9 protein-coding genes are annotated in these 13,156 nt (G+C 33.1%); 5 read left to right on the forward strand and 4 right to left on the reverse strand.

The window, feature by feature from the left end; all coding sequences use genetic code 11:
- Positions 1-276: 276 nt before the first annotated feature.
- From ACK5ON_RS04135 to ACK5ON_RS04150, 4 genes are all read left to right on the forward strand, one after another.
- Complete coding sequence (locus tag ACK5ON_RS04135; protein WP_409820160.1) at positions 277-894, forward strand: PASTA domain-containing protein; 618 nt, start codon at positions 277-279, stop codon at positions 892-894.
- Positions 884-1,927 (forward strand): RluA family pseudouridine synthase, encoded by a 1,044-nt coding sequence (locus tag ACK5ON_RS04140; protein WP_409820163.1) that lies wholly within the window; start codon positions 884-886, stop codon positions 1,925-1,927. The genes ACK5ON_RS04135 and ACK5ON_RS04140 overlap by 11 nt, the downstream gene beginning before the upstream one ends.
- A 147-nt stretch (positions 1,928-2,074) precedes the next feature.
- Positions 2,075-6,493, forward strand: a complete 4,419-nt coding sequence (locus ACK5ON_RS04145) for an MG2 domain-containing protein (protein ID WP_409820166.1) — start codon at positions 2,075-2,077, stop codon at positions 6,491-6,493.
- A gap of 72 nt (positions 6,494-6,565) precedes the next feature.
- A complete protein-coding gene (locus tag ACK5ON_RS04150; RefSeq protein ID WP_409820169.1) occupies positions 6,566-8,575 on the forward strand; it encodes a hypothetical protein in 2,010 nt (669 codons plus the stop codon).
- Positions 8,576-8,617: 42 nt separating this feature from the next.
- On the opposite strand, the gene lgt is transcribed toward ACK5ON_RS04150, so the two are convergent.
- The 4 genes from lgt to folE all read right to left on the reverse strand — a co-directional run bounded on the left by lgt (position 8,618) and on the right by folE (position 12,176).
- Positions 8,618-9,550 carry a prolipoprotein diacylglyceryl transferase gene (gene lgt / locus ACK5ON_RS04155; protein WP_409820172.1) on the reverse strand — a complete coding sequence of 311 codons (933 nt, stop codon included), beginning with the start codon at positions 9,548-9,550 and terminating at the stop codon, positions 8,618-8,620.
- Positions 9,551-9,623: 73 nt separating this feature from the next.
- Positions 9,624-9,866, reverse strand: a complete 243-nt coding sequence (gene yidD / locus ACK5ON_RS04160; RefSeq protein WP_396176133.1) for a membrane protein insertion efficiency factor YidD — start codon at positions 9,864-9,866, stop codon at positions 9,624-9,626.
- Between the two features lie 5 nt (positions 9,867-9,871).
- A complete protein-coding gene (gene cysS / locus ACK5ON_RS04165) occupies positions 9,872-11,353 on the reverse strand; it encodes a cysteine--tRNA ligase (protein ID WP_409820176.1) in 1,482 nt (493 codons plus the stop codon).
- Positions 11,354-11,504: 151 nt separating this feature from the next.
- On the reverse strand, positions 11,505-12,176 hold the full coding sequence (folE, locus tag ACK5ON_RS04170; protein WP_396176129.1) for a GTP cyclohydrolase I FolE: 672 nt from the start codon (positions 12,174-12,176) through the stop codon (positions 11,505-11,507).
- 155 nt (positions 12,177-12,331) lie between these two features.
- Here folE and ACK5ON_RS04175 point away from each other — a divergent pair.
- Positions 12,332-13,156 (forward strand): PKD domain-containing protein (locus ACK5ON_RS04175; RefSeq protein ID WP_409820180.1); only part of this gene is annotated, 825 nt, incomplete at its 3' end.

The raw sequence follows: 13,156 nt of genomic DNA on the forward strand, positions 1-13,156 counted from the left end.
ATTTTATTTTGTCGAGATGATTTAGAATTAATTGACCACTACGTAATGATATTACAGATTCATCCGAATATCCGCCCATTACTACAGCTACATTCATTTAGTTAAGTTTTAGTAATCACAAAATTATCATTTTTTTTCACATGTTAGCGTTTATTATTTTTTTGGCGATGTGTAATTGTCATAAACAAGATTTATCAAAATTCATAACTACATTGATGACAATTTCAAACCAAATACCTTTATGTTTTTTATATCTTTGCTCAAATAAAATTTTCTATGAGTTTACGCAACTATTTAACCAGTCGGGTTTTCTTTGCCCAAATGCTTCTTGCCTTGGGTATTTTTGCTACATTGGCGTATTTGTTTTTTCATTGGATTACTTACACAACACATCACGGACAGGAAATTACAGTTCCCGATTTGAGTAAACTTTCGGCAGAACAAGCCGAAGAAAAGCTTAATGCAATCGATTTGGATTACACAATTCTAGATACGGTTGATTTTAGACCTGAGTTTCCTAAGCTGACAGTTGTTGAACAAGAACCAAAAGCAGGTTCAAAAGTAAAAGAAGGAAGAAAAATTTACATCAAAATAAACGCTTCGACTTATACCATGGTCTCAGTTCCTGATTTAATTGAGAAAACCTATAGACAAGCAGTGCCAACCTTGGAAGCTGTTGGTTTACTAGAAGGAACAATTACTTATAAGCCCTATTTAGGAAAAGACATGGTGCTGGAAATGCGCATGAATGGTAAGAAATTGAAAGCCGGAGACAAAGTTTTAAAATCCTCCAAAATAGATTTAGTGTTGGGTGATGGAAAAATTACTTACGAAGAGACTATAGATTCAACTGCGGTTGATACAACTGATATTATTCCAGTCAATGAGCCCTAACGAAGAAATTCCCGATATAGAAGAAGAATTTTTTGAGCATCACCGGTTTGTTTCTACCAAAGGACAATCGTTGTTGCGAGTGGATAAATTCTTAATGTCGTTAGTCGAAAATGCCACACGGAACAAACTTCAACAAGCTGCCGAAAAGGGCAATATTTGGGTGAATGATGTTCCCGTAAAATCCAATTACAGAGTAAAACCGTTTGATGTGGTTCGCGTGATGTTGACCCATCCGCCATTTGAAAATAGAATTGATCCCGAAGATATTCCACTCGATATTGTGTATGAAGATGCCGCTGTGTTGGTTATCAATAAGCCAGCAGGATTAGTGGTCCATCCAGGACATGGTAATTATACAGGAACTTTGGTCAATGCACTGGCATTTCATTTTGAAAATCTACCGATGAATTCTAGCGAAAGACCAGGTTTAGTGCATCGCATAGATAAAGATACCACAGGACTTTTGGTTATTGCCAAAACCGAAGCTGCCATGACCCATTTGGCCAAGCAGTTCGAAGATAAAACTACCGAGCGCGAATATATAGCGTTGGTTTGGGGCAATGTAAAAGAGGAGCAAGGCACCATTGAAGGCAACATTGCAAGACATGTAAAGGACCGAATGCAAATGGCGGTTTTTGCCGATCCAGAAATAGGAAAACATGCTGTTACCCATTATAAAGTGTTGGAGCGATTTGGTTATGTTACTTTGGTTTCTTGCCAACTGGAAACAGGACGAACACACCAGATTAGGGTACACATGAAACACATAGGTCATACCTTGTTTAATGACGCTCGATATGGTGGCGATTTGATTTTGAAAGGCACTACGTTTACCAAATACAAACAGTTTATCGATAATTGTTTTAAAAGCTTACCAAGACAAGCATTACATGCCAAAACATTGGGTTTTGTGCATCCTACTACCAAAGAGTTTATGCGTTTTGATACTGAACTGCCCCAAGACATGGCAGCTTGTATTGAAAAGTGGCGCAATTATGCCAAGTCGCATACTGGGGAAGGAGAGGAGGAATAGAAAAATCAAATTGGGGTTATTATTTTTACATCTCCTAAAGTTTTTATTTTGTTTCTTAAAAAAATACTACCTTAGATTTTATTTAAATTTTTTTCAAACTATTTTATATTTTGAATTAAACTTTTTACCATAAAATCAAGCGTTATTATGAAGAACATATTCACCTTTTTATTATTGTTTATTTTTTGCTTTGGTTTTTCTCAGGACTTTGATCGAAATTGGGATAGGGTAATTCAACTTGAAAATGAAGGAAAAATAAAGTCAGCCAACGAAATTGTTCAGAAAATACAATCCAAAGCCACAAAAAATAAAGATGAAGTACAGCTCATAAAAACATTTTTCTACAAATCGAAATATATGTTGACTTTGGAAGAAGATGCTCAAAGAAAAATTATTTACGATCTTCAAAATAAAATTGCTATAGCACCAATTACTTCAAAAGCAATATTAAACTTAATATATGCTAGATGTCTAAAATCATATTTAGACTGGAACAGAAACAATTTTTATAAGCGCACAAAGTTAGATTCTATAGATAGTAAAGATTTTATTACTTGGAACATCAATGATTTTGAAAATCAAATAGACGATGCTTACTCAAATACGTTGATGGATGAAGAAGTATTAAAAAAAACACCTGTTAAAGACTTTGAACCAATTTTTGATTTCTTCTCAATTGATACTTTTAATGCAACTTCTTTGTATGATTATTTAATTCAAGCCAATATTGATTACTATATACAAAAAGCCAACAAATGGGAAATTGTTAATTTTAATAATCAGGAATATACGAAGGCATTACTGGGTAGTAACCAAGAATTTCGTGCTTTAAAGCTTGATAGTATTCAAAACAAGTCAATACTAAAAGTACTCAATTTATTCCAAAAAGCCGACCCAAAAACGTCACCATCAGAAATGGAAATGGACAGATTATTATTCTGTAATAACTATATCATCAAGAAAAATGAAAACTTTATTTCCGTTTTAAACAAATTTCAAGACAAGTCAAAAGATGCTTTTTTGATACAAAAAATTCAATATGAAAAGGCAAAAATTTATAATGAATTAGCATCAAAGGAAAAATATAAAGATTACAATAGTAAAGCAGTGGCGATTCTTGATAGTATCATTTCTATTCAAAACAAATCAAATACTAGTAAAAATGCTCAAGTCTTTAAAGATGAAATTACAGCTATAGAATTGAATGTACAAATGTTGAAATTTACTTATGAAAAAGAAAAAATTAGGGCATATATCAATTTTAAAAACATCGACTCAGTACAAATTTCTTTTTATAAAATAACAAGTTTAGATTTCTATACAGATTTTGCCAACGATAGTATTGCACGGAGTTTTAAACTAAAAAATAAAACTTACATCACCAAGAAATACATTCTTCCAAACCCAAAAGACTATTTTAATTACAGTACAGAGTTATTACTTCCAGAGCTAGAATTAGGACATTATTTGTTGTTTATCGAAGATTTAGGCAACATCGAATTCAAGCCGAAAATAGTCTATAAAAAAATGACTGTATCCAATACTACTATATTGAACTACCAAAAGGAGGACAAGTTGTTTTTTCAAACCCTTGACAGGAAAAATGGAAAACCATTAGCCAACTCTACAATAAAAAGTGATGATTTTGAGGTAAAAACTAACAAAAATGGAATAGCCGAGATAAAATTAGATTTGAAAAATAAGCGCTATGATTTTTACTATAAAAAAGTAATTATTATTCATGAAAAGGACACGCTACAAGTAGAAGGAAAAAGTAATTATTACAATACTGATGATGACAAAGATGAAACAAAAGCCAAAGTAGAATTTTATCTTGACAGAGCTATTTACAGACCAGGGCAAACGGTTTTCTACAAAGGAATTGCAACCCAAACGTTAAATGATAAACAATCAATACTGCCCAACTTTTTAGTAAAAATTACTATAGAAGACCCAAACAATAATGATATTAAATCATTTGAAGTTACTACTAACGAATATGGTTCTTTTGTTGGAGAATTTGTAATTCCGAAAAATAGTTTGACAGGAGAATACGAAATAAATATAGATGAACCAGATGATTATGAAAAAGACGCTATGTATGATAGTGTAAAGGAGGAACATCCCATTTGGGACAATGGTGAAATGAGAGATACAAATGCCTCTTTTAGTGTGGAAGAATATAAAAGACCAAAATTTGAAGCCAAATTTGAACCCGTAACCGAAACCTATACTGTCAATCAAAAAGTAGTTGTAAAAGGAGCTGCAAAAGCTTTTGCTGGAAGTAAAATTTCGGATGCAAAAGTTATTTATCGTGTTGTAAGAAATGCTCATTATAATTGGAAAAATCGTTGGTCAGATAATACAAAAACCCTTATTTCATCGGAAACAAAAACAGATGTTGACGGTAATTTTATTGTAGAATTTGATGCCATTCCCACAGCAGGATTTCCAAAAGAAAACCTACCCGTTTTTAGTTATAAAATCACTGCAGATATTACAGATAATAATGGCGAAACACACTCAGCAACCACTACAGTAAATGTGGGTTATCACACTATAAAACTCGAAGCAAATGTTCCTAATGTAATTAAGTCAAATGAGATAAAAAATATTGTTCTAAACAGTACAAATCTTAATGCACAATTTGTCCCTGTTGAAGGAGAAATAAAAGTATATTTTCTAAAGGAATTCAGCAACAAATTTAAAAATAGAGTTTTTGAAAAACCAGAACTTCAAACTATTTCCGCTTCCGATTTTGAGAAATTGTTTCCTTATGAAAACAACGAAAAGCCATTGGATGAAAATGCAAAAGGCGAATTAGTTTCTACCAAAAAAGTAGACACTTCCAAAGATAAATCTTTGGCATTAGACTTTATCACAAATTACAAGTCGGGGTATTACAAAGTAGTTTTTTCAGCTAAGGATAAATTCAATAATCCAATAGAAACTTCCTCTAGATTTCAGCTGTTTCAAAAGAAAACGAATGCTATTCCCGAAAATAGTTTGATTTCTATTGAACAAATAAATGACAATCCTCTAAAAGATGGTTTTGCCAAAATTAAGATTACATCAGCCGTGCCTGAATTGTTTCTTTCTTGTATTGCCAGTTCTGGAAATGCTTTTTTTTATGAGGAAAACAGTATTCTAAAAAACCACCAACAGGAAATTATTATTCCAATTTCAAAAGAAATTCATGATGAATTCAAGTTCACTGTTGAAACTGTATTTGAAAATCAATATTTTAAATCAGAGATTATTATTTCTTTAAAAGAAGAAAGTAACAAAATCAGTTTTGAAATAGATAGTTTTAGAAACAAATTGGAACCAGGGAAAGAAGAAAATTGGTCATTCAAATTAAAAGAAAACAATCAAAGAGCCGAAGCCGAAGTTTTGGCTTCGATGTATGACGCTTCATTAGATCAGTTTAAAACTAAAAACTGGAATGGTTTGGAAAACACTACTTCAATTTATCATCGCTATTATGGAAAATCCCAACTGAGTTATGAAAAGAACTATCTTTATGTACATTTCCCCAACTATGGAAACAAAAGAGTTGCCTACCAAAATGAATACACTCGTTTAATGTGGTTTGGATTTGATATCAATAACACCGATAACCCAAGTATTCTTAAAGAATACAAAAGGCAAATTACTAAGAAAGCCAAAAAACCTGCAAATTCTAAATTAGTTACTGGAATAGTTTATGACAGGACAGGAGCTTTACCAGGAGCAAATGTTGCAGTAAAAGGAACAAACAGAAGTACTCAAGCTGACTTTGATGGCTATTACGAAATTGAAGTAGCCAATGGAGAAGTTCTCTTCTTTTCTTTTGTAGGTTACGAGACTAAAAGAGTAGTGGTAAATACAAAGGAAATCAATATCACACTTGAGGATAATGGCGCACGATTAGAGGAAGTTGTAGTTGAAGGATATAGAACAACCAAAAAAAGTAATACAGTTGCAGCACAAACAACTGTAAGTGCAGCTACTATTGAAAACCGTCCAAACGCTTCGTTGATGAGTACTTTACAAGGGCAAGTGGCAGGTTTGAATATTGCTTCAAGCTCTGGACAGCCAGGAGCAACAAGTTCAGTAATTATTCGTGGCATAGGTTCAATAACTGCTGGCAAAGAACCACTTTATGTAGTTGATGGCATTCCACTTACAAGTGAGGGATTTTTGAAATTAAATCCCTCAGACATGGCAGATGTAAAAGTGCTTAAAGATGAAGCTGCAACAGCAATTTATGGTTCAAGAGGAGTCAATGGAGTAATTGTTATTACTTCCAAAAAAGCAGTAAACGATTTAACCCAAGTAAAAACGCGAACCAACAGGAAAGAAACCGCTTTCTTTTTTCCACAATTACGAACCGACAAAGAAGGAAAAATCAATTTCACATTCAATTCTCCCGAAGAACTAACCGAATGGAAATTTAGACTATTGGCTCATACTAAAAAAGCAATTTCGAGCTATTTAGAAAAAAGTGTCGTTACCCAAAAAGAGTTGATGGTTTTTCCTAATATGCCAAGATTTTTAAGAGAAAAAGATACTATTGTTATTTAGGCAAAAGTAGCAAATTTAACTACCGAACTCAAAACCGGTATCGCAGTATTACAACTTTTTGATGCTGTGACTATGGAAACTATCGATGCCAAAACGATGAATACTAATGCCATTCGCAACTTTACCATTACACCATCTGGAAATACTACTGTGAATTGGAAAATATATATTCCCGAAGCATTACAAGGATTGCAATACAAAGTAATTGCCAAAGCTGGTAACTATTCAGATGGGGAAGAAAGCATCTTACCAGTACTTACCAACACTCAATTAGTTACTGAAACCATTCCCATTTGGATAAGAGAAAATAGTAAAAAAGAGTATATTCTCAATAATCTAAAGGACAACACATCAACAACACTGCGCAATCATTTGTTTACATTGGAATACACAAGCAATCCAACTTGGTTAGCCATTCAATCGTTGCCCTATTTGATGGAATATGAACACGATTGTTCCGAGCAATTATTCTCAAAATATTATTCTAATGTATTGGCTTCGGAGTTAATCAACAGTAATCCAAAAATTGCTGAAGTCTTTGAACAATGGAGAAAATCGGGTAAACCTATTTCAAAATTGGAGCAAAATGAAGAGTTGAAATCGTTGCTTTTAGCCGAAACACCTTGGCTACAAGATGCACAAAGTGAAGAAGAAAAGAAAAAGAATATCGCTTTGCTTTTTGATTTGGAAAAATTGAAATCCAATTCGGAAACCATTCTTAAAAAGTTAAAAGAAAAGCAAAAACCTTCTGGTGGTTTTGCTTGGTTTGAAGGTGGAAATGAAAATGAATACATCACCAGACACATCATAACAGGATTGGGACATCTTCAAAAATTAAAGGTAAAAAAAGAAACAATTAATAACTTTGCTGAGATTACAAAAAATGCAATTTCATTTTTGGACACAAAATATTTTGACAGTAACTCTATTTCAAAAGAATACAAAATTTGGAATACACAAAACGCCGATTTGCATTACCTCTACATGCGTTCTTTTTATTTGGAAAATTTTCCTATGAACGAAAAAATAAAAGCCATTTCGGTTAAACAATTAGAAAGTATTAAAACCAATTGGTTAACTTACTCTCTTTATAACAAAGGATTAGCAGTATTGATTTTAAATCGTTTTGGCGATAAGAAAACGGCAACTAAAATTCTTGAAAGCTTAAAAGAAAAAGCTTCAAACAACGAAGATTGGGGAATGTATTGGGTAGAAAATAAAACGGGTTGGTATTGGTACCAATCTCCAATAGAAACCCAAGCATTATTAATAGAAGCGTTTTCTGAAATTGCCGACGACAACAAATCAGTTGACGAAATGAAGGTTTGGCTTTTAAAAAATAAACAAACCAAAAACTGGTCAACTACCAAAGCAACTACGGAAGCTATTTATGCATTACTTTTAAAAGGAACAGATTGGTTATCAATAAAAGACAATGCTAAAATAAAAATAGGAAACGAAAAAATGCTAACAGCTAAATTATTAGAAAACGAAAAAGAAGCAACAACTGGGTATCTTAAAATGAACTGGAAAGCAAATGAAATCAATAATGACATGGCCAATATTTCTATTGAAAACAATTCAAAAGTGACTAATTATGGTGGGATTTATTGGCAATATTTTGAAGATTTAGACAAAATAAAAACAAGTGACAAAAGTGTAATGAGTATTTCAAAAGAATTGTATATAAAGAAAAATACCAATGAAGGTCAGATATATGAAAAAATCAATTCGAAGAATACTCTAAAAATAGGAGATTTAGTAACCGTAAGATTAGTAATTGAGACCAAAGAAGACATGGAATATGTTCATTTAAAAGACATGCGAGCTTCCTGTTTTGAACCCGTTGATGTTCTCTCCAAATATGAATGGATGAATTCGATAGGTTACTATAAAAGCACCAAAGATGCTGCAACCCATTTCTTCTTTGACAAAATAAATAAAGGAACTTATGTAATTGAATATGACATAAGAGTAAACAATAAAGGTGATTTTTCAAATGGAATAACAACTATTGAAAGCATGTATGCTCCAGAATTTACCAGTCATACTATGGGTATTAGAATAAATATAGGCAAATAATAAATAAAGCCAATTTAATGGGGACTTTTATTTTAAACCGTCTTAATTATAAAAAGTATCCTCAAACGGTTTTTCAGCTACGAACAAATAATAAATTCCCACCAAAATAAAAGGCACACTCAGCCATTGGCCTGTGCTAAACAAACCGAAAGTTTCTTCAATGCCACCTTGACTTACTTTTACATATTCAACTACAAATCGCACTGACCAAAGTAGGATTAAGAAATAGCCAAATAACAATCCGTGTTTTTCGGCTGTTTCTGTTTTCCAATATAAAAAGAAAAGTATCAAGAAAACGAATATGTATAAACCCGCTTCATACAATTGTGCTGGGTGTCTGTAAGGTATCTGATTTAAAATATCCGCAAATTTTGGGTCATTTTGAATAAGATTAAAAGCATCATTTTTATTGACGGTATTTGTAATTTGTGATAAACTATGACTATTCCAAAATTCATCTTCTCTGACAAATTTTACCCCATAAAAATTATCTTTAGACGTAACATGTCCATAGATTTCTGAATTAAAGAAATTACCAATTCTAACAAATACAGCGCCACTTGCTACAGGAATTACAACTCTGTCCAAAACCCAAAGCATTGGTCGTTTGATCACTTTGGTACTGTAAAAATACATGGCTATAATAATACCAATTGCCGCCCCATGACTGGCTAAACCCTGAAATCCTGTAAATTCAAATTCAGGATTAAATCGAAAGGGTAATAAAATTTCTGATGGATTATTTTGGTAATATTCCCAATCGTAAAAAAACACATGACCAAGTCGCGCCCCAAGTAAAGTGGCAACTACTGTCCAAATGAATAAGGTGTCCAGTTTTTCAATGGGCTCATTTTCTTTTTTGAAAATGTGCTTCATGATATACCAGCCCAAACCAAAAGCAATTACAAACATCAAGCTGTAATATCGGATAGTAAAGAAACCTATATTTATTCCTTCTGATGGATTCCAAATCATAACGAGTTTTTTTTAAGTTTAAATGTAAAAATAGCTATTTGTAACAAAAAGTGATATAAAAATTAAGAATTCTTTAGTGGGAGCATTTTTTTTCAGGAACAGGATCATATCCATTTTTTCCCCAAGGATGACAACGTGCTATTCTTTTTGTTCCAAGATAGGTTCCCAAAAATAGGCCATGTATTTTCAATGCTTCAATAAAATAACTAGAGCAAGTCGGCTGAAATCTACAAGTCGATGGCATTAAAGGCGAAAGTATAATTTTATAAAAATAAATTAGCAATAGGAGTGGTGCTATTACGATTTTCTTTACCATAATCTTTATTGTATACTGAAACTTGTTCCTTCTTTTCCGTCTTTCAATTGAATGCCTAATGCAAATAGTTTATCACGAATTTGGTCTGATAAAGAGAAATTTTTATTGGCACGCGCTTCATCTCTCATTTTGATAAGCATTTCAACCACACCATCCAATTTATCTGAATTATTGGCAGTTACTTTTTCATTTTTTATTCCGATTACATCAAATGTAAAAGTATGTAATGTCTCCGAAAGTGTTTTCAAATCATCAGCATTCAAGGTTTCTTTTTCATCGTTTATCAAATTCACAAATCGAATTCCTTCAAATAGATTGGCAATCAAAATAGGCGAATTAAAATCGTCATTCATTGCGTCATAACAGTTTTGTTTCCATGACGCAATGTCAATAGTTGATGCAGTATTGGGTTGTAAATTATTTAAAATAGCCAAACCTTCCATCAATCGGTTAAAGCCCTTTTCGGCTGCTATAATTCCGTCGTTGGTAAAATCGAGTATGCTTCTGTAATGGGCTTGCATCATAAAGAAACGAGCTACGTTAGGCGAAAAAGCTTTGCTTAAAAATGGACTCCCACCAGAGTATATTTCACTTGGAATGATATTGTTTCCAGTAGATTTTGACATTTTTTTACCATTTAACGTCAGCATATTGGCATGCATCCAATAATTGACTGGACTATGACCAGTACATGCTTCATTTTGAGCAATTTCACATTCATGATGTGGGAATTTCAAATCCATTCCACCACCGTGAATGTCAAAAGTCTCACCAAGATATTTAGTACTCATAGCAGTACATTCTAAATGCCATCCAGGAAAACCAATTCCCCATGGTGAAGGCCAACGCATGATATGCTCTGGTTCGGCTTTTTTCCAAAGGGCAAAATCTTGGGCATTTTTTTTATCACTTTGTCCATCGGTATCACGCGTATTGGCTAACATTTCTTCAATGTTTCTACCGCTTAATTTACCATAGTGGTTGGTTTTATTAAATTTCACTACATCAAAATAAACAGAGCCGTTGGTCTCATAGGCAAATCCTTTGTCAATAATTTGTTTTACAATTTCAATTTGTTCTATAATATGTCCAGTTGCAGTGGGTTCAATACTTGGCGGTAAAAAATTGAATTGATTTAAAACATCATGAAAATCAACGGTATAGCGTTGCACAATTTCCATAGGTTCCAATTGCTCCACACGTGCTTTTTTGGCAATTTTATCTTCACCGTCATCGACATCATCCACAATATGTCCTACATCGGTAATGTTTCGAACATAGCGCACTTTATACCCTAAATGCAATAGGTATCTAAAAATCATATCAAATGACATGAACGTTCGCACATTACCAAGGTGAACATTGCTATAAACTGTTGGCCCACAAACATACATGCCTACATTGCCTTCATGAACCGATTTGAATAGTTCTTTTTTACCCGAGAGGGAATTGTATAGTATTAGCGTATTATTCTGGTAAAGTTGCATTTTTTTTTATTTTTGAGCCCTGCCTGCCAGCAGTTTTTTCCTGCTTTTCGTTTCAATCTTTTTAGTTGTTATCGATACTTGATTTGCAAACTCGAACTGACATAAAGAGGATTTTCACTGCAACCTGCCTGTCGGCAGATAGGTCGGGCTATTAAAATTTAGTTTCCAATCGAATGTAATTTAGGAATTCATTGCGTGTATTTTCTTCTTTGAATTTTCCACCAAATTCAGAAGTAATAGTACTACTATCAATATCACGTATCCCCCTGGAATTCACACAAAGATGTTTTGCATCAATAACACAAGCAACATCATCAGTATTCAAAACTTTTTGCAATTCTTGAACTATTTGCATCGTTAATCGTTCTTGCACTTGAGGTCTTTTGGCAAAATAATCAACAATTCTATTCATTTTTGAAAGTCCAACAACAGTACCATTTGAAATGTAAGCAACATGAGCTCTACCCACAATCGGTAACAGATGATGCTCACAAGTAGAATAGAGTGTTATATTTTTTTCCACCAACATTTCACCATATTTGTAGTTGTTTTTAAAAGTAGAAGAGTTAGGTTTTTTATTAGGATTCAATCCTCCGAAAATTTCTTTAACAAACATTTTTGCTACTCTATTTGGAGTGCCTTTTAAACTGTCGTCAGTCAAATCCATCCCAAGCGTGTTTAGAATATTTTCAACGTCTTTTTTAATCAGTTCAATCTTCTTATCATCTGATAATTCGAAAGCATCATTTCTAAGAGGGTTTTTAGCATTTGTTGCAATATGATTTTCTCCTAATTCATCGACTGATGTATGGTTATTTGTCATTAATTCAATATTAATTGGGGTTTAATTTTTAAAACACAAATATAAATAATAATAATCAATCTCTACTTAATGCACCAAATATTTAAAAATAATTCAATTTTAACTTTATTATTTCTTAAAATTATGTAAATTTCGCTCCTTAAATTACAATCCACATGAAACACATCTACATTTATTTAATATTATTAAATTTATTAACGATTAATTTTGCTTTTTCTCAAGGGGCTAATTGCGCATCAAGTGCTGCGTTTTGTGCTGGTGGTTCCACATTAACTTTTCCTAATTCTACTGGAACAACAGCTGAAGCTGGGATTGATTATGAATGTTTGGCTAGTCAACCCAACCCAGCATGGTTTTTTATGCAAATTGGTTCAGCAGGAACAATTGATTTTGAAATAAGTCAAATTTCTAATGGTGGTAATCCAATTGATGTAGATTATATTATTTGGGGTCCATTTCCTGGACCTATCGACACAACACAGCCTTTTCCCTATTGTGGTCCAACCTTCTTAAATCCGACAACCAGTGGGAGCTGTAGTTATTCTCCAGCAGCGGTAGAAGATTTCGGTATATTGAATGCAGTTGTTGGGGATGTTTATGTTGTTTTATTAACCAATTTTAGTGGTCAAGCTGGTAACATTACTGTCACGCAAACTAATGCTGGACAACCTGGCGCAGGTGGAACAGATTGTAATATTGTTTGTCAACTATCAGTAGCCCCTCAAGTTATTTGTCCTGGTGCTCAAGCTATTTTAACAGCAACAATTGAAAATGCCACAAGCTATCAATGGTCATCTGTACCTGGTGGACCTATACCAGGAAATACACAATCTATCACAGTTACTCAACCTGGTACCTATACAGTCATTGTCAATAAACCTGGCTGTGTTGCCAATGCAACTGCTAGTACTACAGTTTCTTTCAGTACACCACCTCCAATTAATCTACCGGTAAACCTAACACAATGTAGTAACTTACCA

It is taken from the genome of Flavobacterium sp. (genome assembly GCF_046317795.1).
Lineage (GTDB): Bacteria > Bacteroidota > Bacteroidia > Flavobacteriales > Flavobacteriaceae > Flavobacterium.

Coding starts and splice junctions, on each gene's coding strand:
- cysS (WP_409820176.1), bottom strand. CDS start 11,353: ATGCAACTTTACCAGAATAATACGCTAATACTATACAATTCCCTCTCG.
- ACK5ON_RS04135 (WP_409820160.1), top strand. CDS start 277: ATGAGTTTACGCAACTATTTAACCAGTCGGGTTTTCTTTGCCCAAATG.
- yidD (WP_396176133.1), bottom strand. CDS start 9,866: ATGGTAAAGAAAATCGTAATAGCACCACTCCTATTGCTAATTTATTTT.
- ACK5ON_RS04140 (WP_409820163.1), top strand. CDS start 884: ATGAGCCCTAACGAAGAAATTCCCGATATAGAAGAAGAATTTTTTGAG.
- folE (WP_396176129.1), bottom strand. CDS start 12,176: ATGACAAATAACCATACATCAGTCGATGAATTAGGAGAAAATCATATT.
- lgt (WP_409820172.1), bottom strand. CDS start 9,550: ATGATTTGGAATCCATCAGAAGGAATAAATATAGGTTTCTTTACTATC.
- ACK5ON_RS04150 (WP_409820169.1), top strand. CDS start 6,566: ATGGAAACTATCGATGCCAAAACGATGAATACTAATGCCATTCGCAAC.
- ACK5ON_RS04145 (WP_409820166.1), top strand. CDS start 2,075: ATGAAGAACATATTCACCTTTTTATTATTGTTTATTTTTTGCTTTGGT.